At 61.6% G+C, this 15102-nt stretch carries 17 protein-coding genes; 15 read left to right on the top strand and 2 right to left on the bottom strand.

Going from position 1 to position 15102, the window contains the following annotated elements:
- Positions 1-2: 2 nt before the first annotated feature.
- Entirely contained in the window at positions 3-851 is an 849-nt protein-coding gene (locus AAFN47_RS16220; RefSeq protein WP_499810287.1) for a YihY/virulence factor BrkB family protein, read from the bottom strand.
- 133 nt (positions 852-984) lie between these two features.
- On the opposite strand from AAFN47_RS16220, the gene AAFN47_RS16215 reads away from it, so the two are divergent.
- The 12 genes from AAFN47_RS16215 to AAFN47_RS16160 all read left to right on the top strand — a co-directional run bounded on the left by AAFN47_RS16215 (position 985) and on the right by AAFN47_RS16160 (position 11292).
- On the top strand, positions 985-1818 hold the full coding sequence (locus AAFN47_RS16215) for an SDR family oxidoreductase (protein WP_499810286.1): 834 nt from the start codon (positions 985-987) through the stop codon (positions 1816-1818).
- Between the two features lie 48 nt (positions 1819-1866).
- A complete protein-coding gene (locus AAFN47_RS16210) occupies positions 1867-2064 on the top strand; it encodes a twin transmembrane helix small protein (RefSeq protein WP_220231526.1) in 198 nt (65 codons plus the stop codon).
- A gap of 57 nt (positions 2065-2121) precedes the next feature.
- Positions 2122-2700, top strand: coding sequence for a cob(I)yrinic acid a,c-diamide adenosyltransferase (locus AAFN47_RS16205; protein WP_499810285.1), 579 nt, complete (start codon positions 2122-2124; stop codon positions 2698-2700).
- Between the two features lie 7 nt (positions 2701-2707).
- Positions 2708-3466 carry a rhomboid family intramembrane serine protease gene (locus AAFN47_RS16200; RefSeq protein ID WP_499810284.1) on the top strand — a complete coding sequence of 253 codons (759 nt, stop codon included), beginning with the start codon at positions 2708-2710 and terminating at the stop codon, positions 3464-3466.
- A gap of 216 nt (positions 3467-3682) precedes the next feature.
- Positions 3683-4432 carry an electron transfer flavoprotein subunit beta/FixA family protein gene (locus AAFN47_RS16195; protein ID WP_499810283.1) on the top strand — a complete coding sequence of 250 codons (750 nt, stop codon included), beginning with the start codon at positions 3683-3685 and terminating at the stop codon, positions 4430-4432.
- A gap of 16 nt (positions 4433-4448) precedes the next feature.
- Positions 4449-5378, top strand: a complete 930-nt coding sequence (locus AAFN47_RS16190) for an electron transfer flavoprotein subunit alpha/FixB family protein (RefSeq protein ID WP_499810282.1) — start codon at positions 4449-4451, stop codon at positions 5376-5378.
- A gap of 96 nt (positions 5379-5474) precedes the next feature.
- A complete protein-coding gene (locus AAFN47_RS16185) occupies positions 5475-6356 on the top strand; it encodes a 3-hydroxybutyryl-CoA dehydrogenase (protein ID WP_220231521.1) in 882 nt (293 codons plus the stop codon).
- A gap of 66 nt (positions 6357-6422) precedes the next feature.
- On the top strand, positions 6423-7844 hold the full coding sequence (locus AAFN47_RS16180; protein ID WP_499810281.1) for a TrkH family potassium uptake protein: 1422 nt from the start codon (positions 6423-6425) through the stop codon (positions 7842-7844).
- 72 nt (positions 7845-7916) lie between these two features.
- A complete protein-coding gene (locus AAFN47_RS16175) occupies positions 7917-8387 on the top strand; it encodes a thioredoxin family protein (protein WP_499810280.1) in 471 nt (156 codons plus the stop codon).
- A 10-nt stretch (positions 8388-8397) separates the two neighbouring features.
- Complete coding sequence (locus tag AAFN47_RS16170; RefSeq protein ID WP_499810279.1) at positions 8398-8904, top strand: O-acetyl-ADP-ribose deacetylase; 507 nt, start codon at positions 8398-8400, stop codon at positions 8902-8904.
- Positions 8905-8985: 81 nt separating this feature from the next.
- On the top strand, positions 8986-10395 hold the full coding sequence (locus tag AAFN47_RS16165) for an adenylate/guanylate cyclase domain-containing protein (RefSeq protein WP_499810278.1): 1410 nt from the start codon (positions 8986-8988) through the stop codon (positions 10393-10395).
- A gap of 24 nt (positions 10396-10419) precedes the next feature.
- Positions 10420-11292, top strand: a complete 873-nt coding sequence (locus AAFN47_RS16160; protein ID WP_499810277.1) for an NAD(P)-dependent oxidoreductase — start codon at positions 10420-10422, stop codon at positions 11290-11292.
- A 9-nt stretch (positions 11293-11301) separates the two neighbouring features.
- Here AAFN47_RS16160 and tlpA read toward each other — a convergent pair whose 3' ends face one another.
- Positions 11302-12012 (bottom strand): thiol:disulfide interchange protein TlpA, encoded by a 711-nt coding sequence (gene tlpA / locus AAFN47_RS16155; RefSeq protein ID WP_499810276.1) that lies wholly within the window; start codon positions 12010-12012, stop codon positions 11302-11304.
- Between tlpA and argH the strand changes: the two genes are divergently transcribed.
- From argH to lysA, 3 genes are all read left to right on the top strand, one after another.
- Complete coding sequence (gene argH / locus AAFN47_RS16150; RefSeq protein ID WP_499810275.1) at positions 12011-13399, top strand: argininosuccinate lyase; 1389 nt, start codon at positions 12011-12013, stop codon at positions 13397-13399. The genes tlpA and argH overlap by 2 nt on opposite strands.
- Before the next feature lie 94 nt (positions 13400-13493).
- A complete protein-coding gene (locus AAFN47_RS16145; protein WP_499810274.1) occupies positions 13494-13781 on the top strand; it encodes a hypothetical protein in 288 nt (95 codons plus the stop codon).
- A gap of 9 nt (positions 13782-13790) precedes the next feature.
- The gene (lysA, locus tag AAFN47_RS16140) at positions 13791-15059 is read left to right on the top strand and encodes a diaminopimelate decarboxylase (protein ID WP_499810273.1); all 1269 of its coding nucleotides are present in this window, start codon (positions 13791-13793) and stop codon (positions 15057-15059) included.
- Positions 15060-15102: the final 43 nt, after the last annotated feature.

Below are 15102 nucleotides of genomic sequence, written 5' to 3'. Positions count from 1 at the left end.
TTTTAGGAATTGCGGCGTTCGTCTTCCCGCGCCTCGATGATGATCGACGCATTGAGTTCGGCGCCGAGAATGAAGATGGCTCCGATGATGTAGAGGAAGATCAGCGCGATCATCAGCGACGTCAGACCCGCATAGGTGCTGAAATAGTTCGCAAAGGTTTTCAGATAGGCCGCGAAAATCATGGAGCTGACAATCCACAGCACGAACGTGACGACGATGCCCGGCAGAATGGAAAAGATGCTGCGTTTGCCCGCAGGCAGCCATTTATGGGATACGATGAGGCCGATCAGCAAAACAGCCGCTGCAATGATCAGCCGCCAGTCCTTGATCAGCGCGATCAGTTTGCCGGCGGCGGGAACATATTTTGCCAATAGCGTTTCGGCGAGCGGCGCAAGCACGAGAAGAAAGCTGATCGCCATCATCAACACCGTCGCCACAAGCACGAAACCGAGACTTTGCGCGCGGGTAAAAAAGATCGAGCGCGTATCGCTGACCCGGTAGGCGCGGTTCAGCGCGACTCTCAGCGCCTCCACCCCGTTCGAGGCGAAGAAGAAGGCGGCGGCGACGCTGATCGTCAGGAGCCCCCCGCGATTGACCGTCAACACATCCATCACCTCGCGGGAAATCGGGTCGGCGACCCGCGACGGCCAGGTATCGAAAATGAGATGCACGGCCGTCTCGGCGAAGGCGTGCGCGCCGAGAAAACTCGCCAGCGACGTGGCGAATATCAGAAACGGAAACAGCGCCATGAGGGAAGACAGGGCGACATGGCTCGCCATGGCCCAACCATCGTCATTGTTGAAATGGCGGACCGCGCCCGAAACAATCCTCCAATACCGCGTCCAGTCCATGATTCGACCTTCGATGCCTGCCGCCATTTGCCGCACACAAGCCGCCCATAGTCAAGCAGGCGCGTGTCGCATGGCATTGACATCACGGCTGCTTCGCCGGACGAAGGGCCAGACGGACAGGACGGAAGTTTCCATGACGCAAGAAAGATCGATTCTCGTTACCGGCTGCTCATCCGGCATCGGCGCCTGGTGCGCGCGGGCGCTCAAGGCCGATGGCTGGCGTGTATTCGCCACCGCGCGCAAGCCGGACGACATCAAAGCTCTGACACGCGACGGCCTGGAGGCGCTCTACCTCGACTATGCGAGGCCGCAGAGCATCGCCGACGCCGTCGGCAAGGTGCTGGACAAGACCGAAAACCGGCTCGACGCGCTGTTCAACAACGGCGCCTACAGCCAGGTGGGCGCGGTCGAGGATCTGCCCGTCGAGGCCCTGCGAGAGCAATTCGAGGCGAACTTTTTCGGCTGGCACGACCTGACCCGCCGCGTCATACCGGTCATGCGCGATCAGGGCCACGGCCGGATCGTGCAATGTTCCTCCATCCTGGGCCTGGTTCCGATGCGTTACCGGGGCGCCTACGCCGCCTCCAAGGGCGCGCTCGAGGCGCTGTCGATCGCGATGCGCTACGAACTCGACGGCTCCGGCGTCGAGGTCAGCCTCATCGAACCCGGCCCGATCGAATCAAAGATCGCACTCAATGCATTGCCCTATGTCGCCAAATTCATCGACATCGAAGCCTCCGTTCACCGGAATGAGTACGAGGCGCAATTGCAGAGGCTGCGACAGGGCGGTGTGAAAAACCGGGCCAAGCTCAGGCCGGATGCGATCTATCGCGTCCTGCGGCATGCGCTTGATAATCCGCGGCCGAAACCGCATTACATTGTCACTACGCCGGCACGGACCGGCGTCATTTTGAAGCGGCTGCTTCCTGCGCCCCTTTTCCACGCCGTCTTGAAAAGCCGGTCATAACTGTTACATGGCCAGAAAAGTCGCACCCCACTTTATAACGGACCAGTCATGTCGACCTTCCTCTACTTCACCATACTCGTTGTCATGGGAGCGGTGGTCCTTGTTCTCGTTCGCGGCCTGATCAACATGATGCGCGGCGGTGACGGAAACTTCTCAAACAAGCTGATGCAGATGCGCATCATATTGCAGTTCGTCGCGGTCGTTCTTATTGTCGCCTTTCTCTGGATTACCGGCGGCGGCCGCTGACGCTTCAGCGCCGGCGCCTGGAACTCCCGGAAAAACCGAGAGGGATGGTAGGCGCAAGTGGTCAAACTCAACAAAATCTACACAAGAACCGGCGATGACGGCACGACCGGTCTCGGCGACGGCGCGCGCCGGCCGAAATACGACCTGCGCGTCGAGGCTTACGGAGCGGTCGACGAAGGCAACAGTTGCATAGGCATGGCGCGGCTGCATACCGGCCAATTGCCGGACATCGACGCCATTCTCGCCCGCATGCAGAATGACCTGTTTGATCTGGGCGCCGATCTCGCGACGCCTGACACCGGCAAGAAGCTCGATTATGAGCCGCTGCGCGTGACCGACCAGCAGGTCGAGCGCGTTGAGGCCGACATCGACGCGCTGAACGCCCGTCTGGAACCGCTGAAATCCTTCGTTCTTCCGGGCGGCTCTCCAGCCGCCGCCGCCCTGCATCTTTCGCGCACCGTCATCCGCCGGGCCGAAAGGCTGATGGTCGCGCTCGGCGCGAAAGACAGCGAAATCGTCTCGCCGGCCGCCATAAAATACGTCAACCGGGCGTCCGACCTGCTTTTCGTCGCCGCGCGATGCGCCAATGACGACGGCCGCGGCGACGTGCTGTGGGTTCCCGGCAAACACAGATAGGGCGGCCATGTTTATCCCGCTGCATGACCGCAACGGCCTGAAATATATCAGGATGCAATACGTCACGCTGAGCCTGATCATCGCGAATTGTGCGATCTGGATGGTGACGGCGGGCGCCGGCGCTGGCAGCGATTTCACCGCTGCCGCCATTCTCGGCCTCGGATATATACCGGCGGTCGCCAACGGCTATGCCGATCTGACGCCGGACCTCGTCCTCGTTCCCGAACGCGCGACCTATCTCACCTACGCCTTCCTGCATGGCGATTTCCTCCATCTTGCCGGCAATATGCTTTTCCTCTGGGTCTTTGGAGACAATGTCGAAGACGCGATGGGCCATGTCCGCTTCCTCGCCTTCTACTGTCTCTGCGCGATCGCCGGCGCCGTGTTGCATGGCTATGTCATGCCGGAGTCCCAGGCGCCGCTCATCGGCGCGTCCGGAGCGATCGCCGGCGTCGTCGCCGCCTATCTCGTTCTGCATCCGAAAGTCCGGCTGTGGGTTCTTGCTTTCGGGCGTATTCCCCTGCCCCTGCCGGCCTGGATACCGCTCGGGATATGGATCATTCTGCAGGTCGTCATGCTGTTCGGCGACAGTGCGGGCAACGTGTCCTGGGGCGCGCATATCGGCGGACTGGCCGCCGGCGCTGTACTGGTCTTCCTGTTCAGACGCCGCGCCGTGCCGCTGTTCGATCGGCGCATCGAGACGCCGCGCGCTGTCGTCGTTGAGGAGGACAAGCCGAAGGATCAACCACGCTGGGGTCGCGGGTAGCGGCAAAATAGCCAAATCAGGTCCAAACCGATTGACGGAAACGGTCGCTTGCCGATATGTGACCCGCACGATAAACGCACCGAAATGCCCGTTTCCTGCATTTCTGGCCGAATCTTGTACGATAATGTCGTCTTTCGGTCAGAAACAGGAAGAAGGGGCAGATAAGGCATATCGCGCCGAAAACGTGTCTCGGCGAGCTATGGGAAAGGGAAACGCATGAAAATCCTCGTGCCCGTGAAGCGGGTTGTAGACTACAACGTCAAGATCCGTGTGAAATCTGACGGCTCCGGAGTGGAACTCGCGAATGTGAAGATGTCGATGAACCCCTTCGACGAGATTTCCGTCGAGGAGGCGATCCGCCTCAAGGAAGCCGGCAAGGCCGAGGAAATCATCGCTGTATCGATCGGACCGGCCAAGGCCGAGGAAACGATCCGCACGGCGCTCGCCATGGGCGCGGACCGCGGCATTCTGGTGCAGACGGACGATCTGGTCGAGCCGCTGGCGGTCGCCAAGATCCTGAAGAGCATCGTCGAGGAGGAAAAGCCCGATCTCGTGATCGTCGGCAAGCAGGCGATCGACGACGACGCCAACCAGACCGGCCAGATGCTGTCGGCGCTGCTTGGCTGGAGCCAGGGCACGTTCGCTTCCGAAGTCGAGATCGGCGACGGCGTGGCAAACGTGACGCGGGAAGTCGACGGCGGTCTGCAGACGGTCGAGATCAAGCTGCCGGCTGTTGTCACGACGGACCTGCGTCTCAACGAGCCGCGCTACGCCTCGCTTCCCAACATCATGAAGGCGAAGAAGAAGCCGCTCGACAAGAAGACGGTCGCCGACTACGGCGTCGACACCGCTCCGCGTCTCAAGGTTGTCGAGACGAAGGAGCCGGAAGGCCGCAAGGCCGGCGTGAAGGTGGAGAGCGTCGCCGAATTGGTCGACAAGCTGAAAAACGAAGCCGGCGTGCTGTAATAAAGGACGAATGACGATGACAACACTTCTTCTTGCAGATCACGACAATGCGGCCCTGTCCGACCAGACGGCGAAGGCGCTGTCGGCGGCGAAGGAAATCGGCGGCGACGTCCATGTGCTGGTCGCCGGCAAGGGCGCCAAAGGCGTCGCTGACGACGCCGCAAAGCTAGACGGCGTAACAAAGGTGCTGCTCGCCGAGGCCGACGAACTGGAAAACGGCCTTGCCGAACCGACGGCCGCGCTCATTGTTTCGCTGGCGGGCGACTACGACACGATCATGGCCGCGGCCACGACCAGCGGAAAGAACATCATGCCGCGCGTCGCCGCCCTGCTCGACGTGATGCAGATCTCCGACATCACCGATGTTGTGAGCGCTGACACCTTCAAGCGTCCGATCTATGCGGGCAACGCCATCCAGACTGTGCAGTCTTCCGATGCGAAGAAGGTGATCACGGTGCGCACGGCCGGCTTCCAGGCCGCCGGCGAAGGCGGTTCGGCCTCGGTCGAGAGCGTGGACGCTGCAGCGAACCCGGGTCTGTCGACCTTCGTCGGGGCGAGGCTTTCGGAAAGCGATCGTCCGGAGCTGACGTCTGCGAAGATCATCATCTCCGGCGGCCGGGCGCTCGGCTCCTCCGAGAAGTTCCAGGAAGTTATCCTTCCGGTGGCCGACAAGCTGGGCGCCGCCGTCGGCGCGTCCCGCGCGGCGGTCGACGCCGGCTACGCTCCGAACGACTGGCAGGTCGGTCAGACGGGCAAGGTGGTCGCGCCCGACCTCTACATCGCCTGCGGCATCTCCGGCGCAATCCAGCATCTGGCTGGCATGAAGGACTCCAAGGTCATCGTCGCCATCAACAAGGACGAGGAGGCGCCGATCTTCCAGGTCGCCGACTACGGCCTCGTCGCAGACCTCTTCCAGGCCTTGCCCGAACTGGAAAAGGCGCTTTGACGCCGACCAACAATCTGGAATAATTCCTTGGCCGGGCTGGACGTTGTCTTCCCGGCCATTTATTTTTGTTTCGCTTGATATTTACGGATGACAGCCATGGGCAACGCAATCAAGACGGTCGGGATCATCGGGGCGGGCCAGATGGGCAGCGGGATCGCTCATGTCTGCGCCGTCGCCGGATATGACGTCAGGCTTCACGATATTTCGGAAGACCGCATCAAGGACGGTCTGGCCACCATCAACGGCAACATGGCGCGTCAGGTGTCGTCCGGAAAAATGGAAGACAAGGAGCGCGAATCCGCGCTTTCGCGCATTCACGCCGCCCCGGCGGTCGCCGACCTCGCATCGCTGGATCTTGTGATCGAAGCCGCGACCGAAGACGAGACGGTCAAGCGCAAGATCTTCGCCAATCTGTGCCCTATCCTCAATCCGGAAGCGATCCTGGCGACAAACACGTCATCGCTTTCCATCACGCGGCTTGCGTCCTCCACGGATCGGCCCGAACGCTTCATCGGCATTCATTTCATGAATCCGGTTCCGATCATGAAGCTGGTCGAACTGGTGCGCGGCATCGCCACCGAAGACGTCACCTTCGAAGCGTCGCGCAATTTCGTCGGCTCGCTCGACAAGACCGTGACCGTGGCCGAGGATTTCCCGGCCTTCATCGTCAATCGCATCCTGCTGCCAATGATCAACGAGGCGATCTATACGCTGTATGAAGGCGTCGGCAGCGTCGAGGCGATCGACACGGCCATGCGGCTGGGCGCCAACCATCCCATGGGCCCGCTGCAGCTGGCGGATTTCATCGGCCTCGACACCTGCCTGTCCATCATGCAGGTGCTCTATGACGGCCTCGCCGATTCGAAGTATCGCCCCTGTCCGCTGCTGGTGAAGTATGTCGAGGCTGGCTGGCTCGGCCAAAAGACCGGTCGCGGCTTCTATGACTACCGGGGAGAAACCCCCGTTCCAACCCGCTGACAACGCGCCCGTGGAGGCTCTTAAACGCCAGAAATGACCGGGGTCACAAATGGGAGGGAGGACTGAATGATCCAGACCCTCTCAGTGCTTCTGGGCATTCTCGGCGCGTCGATGCTCGTTCCGTGCGTGGTGGATTTCGCCGTCGGCAATCCTGACTGGCGGGTGTTTCTCGCCTCTTCGCTCGCAGTCGTCTTTCTCAGCAGCCTTGTCTTCTTCGCAGCCCGACGCCAGACGCCGCACATATCGCGGCGTTCCGTGTTCGTGTTCGTGACGCTGGTGTGGGTCCTGTTCAGCGCCGCCTCCGCCATTCCCTTTTTCCTGTCGGGCCTCGATCTGAGTTTCACCGACGCCTTTTTTGAAGCCGCGTCGGGTCTTACAACCACCGGATCGACAATTCTGACGGGACTGGACGAGATGCCGCCAGGCATTCTGCTCTGGCGCTCGATCAACCAGTGGATCGGCGGCCTCGGCATCGTCGTGCTCGGAATTTCGATGCTTCCCTTCATGCGAAGCGGCGGTCAGCAGATGTTTTCTCTGGAATCTTCCGACACTGCCGACAAGCCGTTTCCGAAAACCGAGCAATACGCCGAGCGGATCCTGCTGATCTATGTTGCGCTGACGCTTGCCTGCACGATCGCTTATCGCTTTCTCGGCATGTCCAGCTTCGAGGCGATCAATCACGCCATGACGACGGTGTCGACCGGCGGCTTCTCGACCTCCGACGAATCCATGGGCCATTTCGCGACAAACGGGATGTTGCTTGTCTCCACAGTCTTCATGTTCATCGGCGGCGTTCCGTTTCTCTTTCTCATCAGGCTTTCGACCGGGTCCTGGCAGAACGACGTCCAGATCCGCTACTATGCTGGCGTCATAGTCTTCACCACGCTGGCGATTGTCCTGTATCGCGCCGGATTCCATCCGGAAGCGGACATACACGACCTCGCGCCGGTGCTTTTCAACGTCGTTTCAGTGGTGACAACGACAGGGTTCGCATCCGAAGACTATCTCTTGTGGGGACCAGCCGCCGTCGGCGTCTTCTTCATCATCACCTTTGTCGGCGGATGCGCCGGATCGACTGCCGGCGGATTCAAGCAGTTCCGCTTCGTGATCCTCCACCAGGTCGTCAACGCTACGCTGAGCCGGCTTGTGCGGCCGAACTGGATCGTCATCCCGCGTTATGGCGAGCGTCGCATCGAGGATGAAGTCTCGACGTCCGTCATGATCTTCTCCTTTCTCTACGCGATCACATTCCTCTTTTGCGCCCTGGTCTATTCTCTGATGGGAATGGACTTCGCCACCGCGGCTAGCGCCTCCGCCACAGCGCTCGCCAATGTGGGGCCAGGGATCGGCGGCGTCATAGGTCCGGCCGGGAATTTCGCCGATCTGCCGGATCTCGCCAAATGGATGCTGGCTGGCGAAATGATTATCGGCCGGCTGGAAATCATGTGCGTCTTCGCGCTTTTTATGCCAGCCTTCTGGCGAAGGTGACAGTGCGCCGCCAGCGCGCATGAAGCCGGAAGTTATGATAGTCTGGGTTTCATAATATGGGGAACGCATTTCATGACCAGACTATTTCTTGCGGCAATCGTTTTTGTCTGGGCCGCGACCTGCGCCTATGCCGACGCGCCCAAAATCGCCAATCGCTGGAACGGCGCGAATATCGACTGGAAAACCTTCCAGGACGGACTGGCGGAGGCCCGCAGCACAAACAGACCCATACTGGTCGTCTTCCACACGACCTGGTGCCCCCATTGCCGGCGTTACCGTCGCCAGTTCTACAACCGGTCGGTCGTCAATTTGTCCAAATCGATGGTCATGGTGCTCGTCGACCGGGACACCGAGGCGGATATCAAGGCGCGATACGGCGCCTATGGCGTCTATATCCCGCGAACAATGGTTCTGTCGCCGCGGGGTCGGCTCGTTTCCGGCCTCACCGGACGCTACAAGGACTACCCTCATCTTCTGGATACGGACTCTCCGGGCGATCTCCAGCGGATGATGAAGTCTGCGCTCGCGAAATACCCGGGATGACGTCTGCGCAATGAAAATCAATCTTCTGAAGGCCGACATAACGACGGTGGCCGCCGATGCAATCGTCAACGCCGCAAACTCCTCGCTGATGGGCGGCGGGGGCGTCGATGGCGCAATCCACCTCAGGGGCGGTCCTTCCATTCTCGAAGCCTGCAAGGAGATTGTCAGCAGACAAGGGCCTTGCGCGCCGGGAGACGCCGTCATCACGACGGCCGGCGACCTCCCGGCGAACTATGTCATCCACACCGTCGGTCCGATCTGGAACGGCGGCGGCGATAGTGAAGCGGAGCTGCTTGAAAGCTGCTACCGATCCTGTCTCGATTTTGCGATCGGGCGCGATATCCGCAGCATCTCCTTTCCCAACATCAGTACGGGCGTCTATCGTTTTCCGAAACGCGAGGCCGCCGAAATCGCCATTGCGGCCGTCAGGTCATTCCCGTTGGGCGACCGGCTAGAGACGCTGAATTTCGTCTGCTTCGACGATGAGAACCATGCGATCTACGAAAAGTTGATCTGAAGATTGCAACCATGCAATCTGGTATTGGTCTGTCGCCAACCCATATGTTACCCGCGCAATCCACGATGGAGGGCAGTGATCGTGACCGCATTCGCCGAACCGCCTGGCGTCCCGCTAACCCAGTTCACGCAGGATACATTCGCAGAGTCGAAACGCGAGGCGGAGGAATACGCCGACGCCGCCCTGGTCAGGGCGAAGCAATCAGGCCTGCTGCTCGCTGTGCAGGCGCGATGGATCGCAATGGCGATCATCGCCGTCATGCTGCCCATCGTGAATCCGCAATGGGGCGTCCTCTATTATCACGCATATCTGGTGCTTTTTTCTGTTATCGGCTGGATCCAGCTCAAGGTCGGCACTGTCGGTCAGTCCCGCGCGGAACTGTTCCTCCTGTTTTGCGATCTCGTGCTGATGACGCTGATCACGGTGGCGCCGAACCCGTTCGACAATTCCGAATGGCCGACAGCCATGCAATATCGCTATAACGCCTTCATGTTCTTCTTCGTGCTGCTTGCCGCAGGCACGTTGCACTATTCCTGGCGAACCTGCTTCGCCTTTGCGACGTGGACGACCGGGCTATGGGTCCTCGGCGTCGCCTATGTCTATTTCTTCCCCAACGCGCACCCGGAATGGAGCGAGGCGATCTATGCGCTGTTTGCGCCCGATCAGCAACTCGCCCACATGCTCGATCCCAACGCCATCGATTTCGGCCTGCGCTTCCAGGAGCTCATCGCCTTTCTGCTCGTGGCCGGAATCCTGGCGCTCGCGGTAAAACGCGCGGGCGACCTGCTGCGCAGCCACGCCGCCGTCGAGCGGGAGCGCACCAACCTCGCCCGGTATTTCTCTCCCAACGTGGTCGAGGAACTGTCGCACAATGACGATCCCCTGAAACAGGTCCGCACCCAGAATGTGGCGGTGCTTTTCGTCGACATCGTCGGTTTCACCAAACTCTCCGACGGACAGGAGCCGGAAGAGGTGATCCGCATGCTGCGCGAATTCCATGGACGGATGGAGCGCGAGGTCTTCCGGTTTGGCGGCACGCTCGACAAATATCTCGGCGACGGGCTGATGGCGACCTTCGGCACGCCGATCGCCGGGGAAGAAGACGCCTACAACGCGTTGCGCTGCGCCCAGGCCATGATGAAGAGCCTGGAGGAATTCAACAGTATTCGCAGCGCCCACGGACTGCCGGAAATCAGGGCCGGTTTCGGCCTGCACTACGGTCCGGTCGTGCTCGGCGACATCGGCGCCAACCGTCTGGAATTCGCCGTCATCGGCACGACGGTCAACGCCGCAAGCCGGCTGGAGGCGCTGACGCGCAGTCTCCAGTGCAATCTCGTCGCCAGCGACGAACTGGTGTGCAAGGCGAAATCCGAACGCAACGGTCATGGCGACGGCCGGGAGTTCGAGGAGCTGAAGCTGCACCCGGATCAGGCGATCCGGGGGCTCGAACACCCGCTTTCAGTCTGGTCGCAGGGCGCACGGCCGGAATGATCCGGCATTCAAGGGAGGGGAGCAATGCAGATCTGTTTCATCGGGCTTGGCGTCATGGGCGGCGCCATGGCGCGTCATTTCGCTACAGCGGGTTACAAGGTGGTCGGTTACGACCTCGACCCGGAGGCGGGAAAGGACATGGACCGAAGACAATCGGCGGCGGAAGCAACGCAGGACGCCGACATCATCATCACCATGCTGCCGCACGGCGGCGTGGTCGCATCAGTCGTCGATGAAATCCTGCCCGTTTGCAAGGCCGGGTCGCTGCTGGTCGATACGAGCTCCGCCGAACCGTGGCTCACGCGGGAGACTGCTCAGAGGCTGGCTGAAAAAGGCGTTTCGATGGTCGACGCGCCCGTTTCCGGCGCCAGTTGGGGCGCGGAAAGCGCAACGCTCGTTTTCATGGTCGGCGGATCGGACGCCGATGTCACCCGGGCGAGGCCGCTCCTCGACGTCATGGGCAAGGCGACGCACCATGTCGGTCCACTGGGCGCAGGCCATGCGATGAAGACCATCAACAACATCATCACCGCCATGACCGTTATCGGAACGACAGAGGCGATGTTGATCGGCAAGGCCTATGGTCTTGATCCATCCGCCATGGCGGATGTCCTCAACGTCTCCACCGGTCAGAGTTTCTGGACCACCGAGCGACTGCATCAGGATGTGCTGAACCGAAAATTCGAGGACGGCTTCAAGCTGTCGCTCATGCACAAGGATGTCGAGATCGCAACGCGCCTCGGCCGCGAACTGGGCCTCGACCTGCCGTTTCTCGAGGCGGGACGGGCCATATGGGAAGACGCGGATGAAAAGCTCGGACCGGGCGCGCCGGTCACCGCCTTCGTGCGTTATGTCGAAGACAAGACCGGATTGCGGCTTGACGAAGACAGCGCCTGATTTCGCCCGTCAGTCCTCGCCCTGCGGCGCCATGGCGGCCTGAAGATAGGCCTTCGCGTCTTCGCCGGACCAGTCGGCCGGGCCGAACATGCGCGAGACGGGACAGCCGTTCTCGTCGATCAGCAGCGTCGCCGGCAAACCCACCGCGTGGCCCTGCTTCTTCAACTCGTTGAAGACGCCCATTGAATTGTCGCGGTAGAACGCCAGATCCTGGATCCCGATCCCGTCGAGAAAATTCTTCGGTTTTTCGTCGCCGCCGGTGTCTATATTGATCGCCACGACCTCGAAGTCCTCGCCGCCCAGCTCGGCCTGCAGGCTGTCGAGGGTGGGCATCTCTTCGCGGCAGGGCACGCACCAGGTCGCCCAGAGATTGACCAGCAGCGTCTTGCCGCCGAAATCGCCCAGCGTCATTTGCGTTCCGTCCGGTCCGTCGAAGGCAAGGCCCGCAAGCGACTGGCGCGTGTCTATGACCCCCATCGCCGCGATGTCGCCCACGGCGAGCGGCGCGATCCTGCGGCCAAGGTCTCCGGCCGCCGAACAGTCGGAAACCGCGACCGTCGTCTGATCTGGCGTGTTGCCAGAAGGCGCCTGGTTCACGTATACCGCAACAGCGCTGGCGAGCAGGACCAGGACAACGGCGAGGCCGATCGTCCTGACCGGGAACCGCTTGCTGTGTTTTTGAGCCGCCATCGACGTCTTCTCCGGAGTATCTTCATTCATGACCGGTAAAACCTCCAACCAGATGTGGGGCGGGCGTTTCGCCTCCGGCCCCGACGCCATCATGGAAGAAATCAATGCATCCATCGATTTCGACCGCAAGCTGTCAGCGCAGGATATAGAAGGCTCGCTCGCCCATGTCGCCATGCTGGCTGACACCGGCATCGTCTCCGGCGACGACCGCGACCGGATTGTCGCCGGTTTGAACACTATACTGTCCGAAATCAATGCCGGGACCTTCACATTTTCGCGACAGCTCGAAGACATTCATATGAACATCGAGTCGCGACTCGCAGACCTTGTCGGCCCCGCGGCCGGCCGGCTGCACACCGCGCGCTCGCGCAACGATCAGGTCGCCGTCGATTTCCGTATGTGGGTGCGCGCCGAACTGGAGAAATCCGTGGCGGCGCTCGGTGCGCTGATGACGGCCTTCCTCGACAAGGCCGAAGAGCACGCCGACACCGTCATGCCCGGCTTCACGCACCTCCAGACGGCGCAGCCGGTGACCTTCGGCCACCATTGCATGGCCTACGTCGAAATGTTTTCCCGCGACCGCTCGCGCATGCGCGACGCGCTCGCCCGGCTTGACGAATGCCCGCTCGGCGCCGCCGCGCTCGCCGGCACGGGCTTTCCGATCGATCGCCACCAGACGGCGAAGGCCCTCGGTTTTTCCGGCCCGACACGCAACTCCATCGACACCGTGTCGGACCGCGATTTCGCCCTGGAGTTCCTGTCGGCTGCGGCGATTTGCGGCACGCATCTTTCGCGGCTGGCGGAAGAGATCGTCATCTGGTCGACGCCGCAATTCGGCTTCGTCCGTCTGTCGGACGCATTCTCGACCGGCTCGTCCATCATGCCACAGAAGAAGAATCCTGACGCCGCCGAACTCGTGCGCGCCAAGACCGGCCGCATCAACGGCGCTCTCATTGCGCTGCTCACTGTCATGAAGGGCCTGCCGCTCGCCTACTCCAAGGACATGCAGGAGGACAAGGAGCAGGTCTTTGACGCCGCCGCCACGCTTGAACTGGCCATCGCCGCCATGACCGGCATGATCCGCGACCTGCAGGTCCTGCCGGACGCCATGCGCCGCGCCGCCGGCGCCGGCTATTCGACCGCGACCGATCTCGCCGACTGGCTGGTCCGTGTCGAGGGTCTGCCCTTCCGCGAGGCCCACCACGTCACAGGGCAGGCGGTGGCGCTGGCGGAGGAGAAGGGATGCGATCTGTCCGGGCTCGATCTCGCCGACCTGCAGTCCATCAACGACGCCATCACCGACGACGTCTATTCGGTGCTGAGCGTCGAGGCCTCCGTCGCCAGCCGCACCAGTTTCGGCGGCGCCGCGCCTGATGAAGTGCGCAGACAAATCTCCTGGTGGCGCAAGCATCTGTAATTAAGCAAAATCCAGGGTGCACAATCGGCGCGAACTTCGCTACAAGGTCTCTGGGTTTATTTCGAATGACTGCATATCGGGCAGGTGCGAACATATGAAGACCGCTGTAACCTATTTGAGGATGGCCGCCGTCCTGTCCATGATTGCTCTGGTCGCCGCAGGATGCGGTCGCAAGAACGAACTGAAGCTGCCTGATCCCAATCCGAGGGAGCTTCCGCGCGAGCGCGCCGCCGACGATGCGTCAGGCGGAAACACTGATCAGTCGGCAGGCCCCGGCGGTCCGCAATCGGCGAGCGCCGGCCCGCAAGGGGAAGGCGATGAAGCCAGGCAGAAACGCGGAACTCCCGACAGACCGTTCATCCTCGATCCGCTGATCCAGTAGGCCAAAACCGTGAATCATTTCGAGTATCGAGACGGCGTCCTGCATGCCGAGGGCGTCAGCATTCCCGACATTGCGCGCGCGGTCGGCACCCCCTTCTATTGCTATTCAACGGCGACGCTGACACGCCACTATCGTGTCTTCGCCGAGGCCTTTTCGGACATCGACGCGCTCGTCTGCTACGCCATGAAGGCCAACTCCAATCAGGCCGTCCTGATGACTCTGGCGCAAATGGGCGCAGGCGCCGACGTCGTGTCGGAAGGCGAGTTGCGCCGCGCGCTCGCCGCCGGCATTGAGCCGTCGAAGATTGTCTTCTCCGGCGTCGGCAAGACGGCGGCCGAAGTCGATTTCGGGCTCGAGGTCGGCATTCTCTGCTTCAATGTGGAGTCCGAACCCGAACTCGACATGATCAACGCGCGCGCCCAGGCGCTCGGCAAGCGGGCGCCGGTCTCCTTCCGCATCAACCCGGATGTCGACGCCCGCACCCACGCCAAGATCTCGACCGGCAAGAAGGAAAACAAGTTCGGCATTTCCCTTGAACACGCCGAAGCGGTCTATGCGCGCGCCGCCGCCATGCCCGGCGTCGAGATCACCGGCATCGACATGCATATCGGCAGCCAGATCACCGACCTGAAGCCCTATGGCGACGCCTTCCTGCTTCTGAAGGAGATCGTGGGCAAGCTGCGCGCGGCGGGCCATGCGATCCGGCACGTCGACGTCGGCGGCGGGCTCGGCATCCCCTATCGCGCGGACAACGAACCGCCGCCCGATCCCCGCGCCTATGCCGACGTCGTGCTGGAACAGGTGCGCCAGCTCGACTGCCAGGTTATCTTCGAACCCGGCCGCATGATCGCCGGAAACGCCGGAATTCTGGTCACCGAGGTGCTTTACATGAAGCACGGCGACGCTCGTAATTTCGCAATTGTCGACGCGGCCATGAACGATCTTATCCGGCCGACCCTCTACGATGCATGGCACGACATCCGGCCGGTCGTCCTGCCGCCGGCGGATACGCCGCATATCGTCGTCGACGTCGTCGGCCCGGTCTGCGAAAGCGGCGACTTTCTCGCCCGCGAACGGTCTCTGCCGGAGCTGAAGCAGGGCGACCTGATCGCGGTTGGAACGGCTGGCGCCTATGGCGCTGTCCAGTCCTCCACCTACAATACCCGCCTGCTCGCGCCAGAAGTTCTGGTCAAGGGCGACAGCTATCACGTCGTTCGCCCGCGCCCGACCTATGAGGATCTGATCGGCCTCGATTCCGTTCCCGACTGGCTGAAATAACAACGGAATAAAGCGTTGCGGTCGGTCACAATTTCGTTGCCGG

The organism is Hoeflea sp. CAU 1731 (assembly GCF_039888615.1).
Taxonomy (GTDB): domain Bacteria; phylum Pseudomonadota; class Alphaproteobacteria; order Rhizobiales; family Rhizobiaceae; genus Flavimaribacter.
This window is presented reverse-complemented; position numbering and strand designations above follow the sequence as displayed.

Excerpts from the sequence above, each read along its gene's own strand:
- AAFN47_RS16200 (WP_499810284.1), top strand. The coding sequence starts at position 2,708 with ATGTTTATCCCGCTGCATGACCGCAACGGCCTGAAATATATCAGGATG.
- AAFN47_RS16190 (WP_499810282.1), top strand. The coding sequence starts at position 4,449 with ATGACAACACTTCTTCTTGCAGATCACGACAATGCGGCCCTGTCCGAC.
- AAFN47_RS16160 (WP_499810277.1), top strand. The coding sequence starts at position 10,420 with ATGCAGATCTGTTTCATCGGGCTTGGCGTCATGGGCGGCGCCATGGCG.
- AAFN47_RS16185 (WP_220231521.1), top strand. The coding sequence starts at position 5,475 with ATGGGCAACGCAATCAAGACGGTCGGGATCATCGGGGCGGGCCAGATG.
- AAFN47_RS16210 (WP_220231526.1), top strand. The coding sequence starts at position 1,867 with ATGTCGACCTTCCTCTACTTCACCATACTCGTTGTCATGGGAGCGGTG.
- AAFN47_RS16180 (WP_499810281.1), top strand. The coding sequence starts at position 6,423 with ATGATCCAGACCCTCTCAGTGCTTCTGGGCATTCTCGGCGCGTCGATG.
- AAFN47_RS16170 (WP_499810279.1), top strand. The coding sequence starts at position 8,398 with ATGAAAATCAATCTTCTGAAGGCCGACATAACGACGGTGGCCGCCGAT.
- AAFN47_RS16175 (WP_499810280.1), top strand. The coding sequence starts at position 7,917 with ATGACCAGACTATTTCTTGCGGCAATCGTTTTTGTCTGGGCCGCGACC.
- AAFN47_RS16220 (WP_499810287.1), bottom strand. The coding sequence starts at position 851 with ATGGACTGGACGCGGTATTGGAGGATTGTTTCGGGCGCGGTCCGCCAT.
- AAFN47_RS16145 (WP_499810274.1), top strand. The coding sequence starts at position 13,494 with ATGAAGACCGCTGTAACCTATTTGAGGATGGCCGCCGTCCTGTCCATG.
- tlpA (WP_499810276.1), bottom strand. The coding sequence starts at position 12,012 with ATGAATGAAGATACTCCGGAGAAGACGTCGATGGCGGCTCAAAAACAC.
- AAFN47_RS16195 (WP_499810283.1), top strand. The coding sequence starts at position 3,683 with ATGAAAATCCTCGTGCCCGTGAAGCGGGTTGTAGACTACAACGTCAAG.
- argH (WP_499810275.1), top strand. The coding sequence starts at position 12,011 with ATGACCGGTAAAACCTCCAACCAGATGTGGGGCGGGCGTTTCGCCTCC.
- AAFN47_RS16215 (WP_499810286.1), top strand. The coding sequence starts at position 985 with ATGACGCAAGAAAGATCGATTCTCGTTACCGGCTGCTCATCCGGCATC.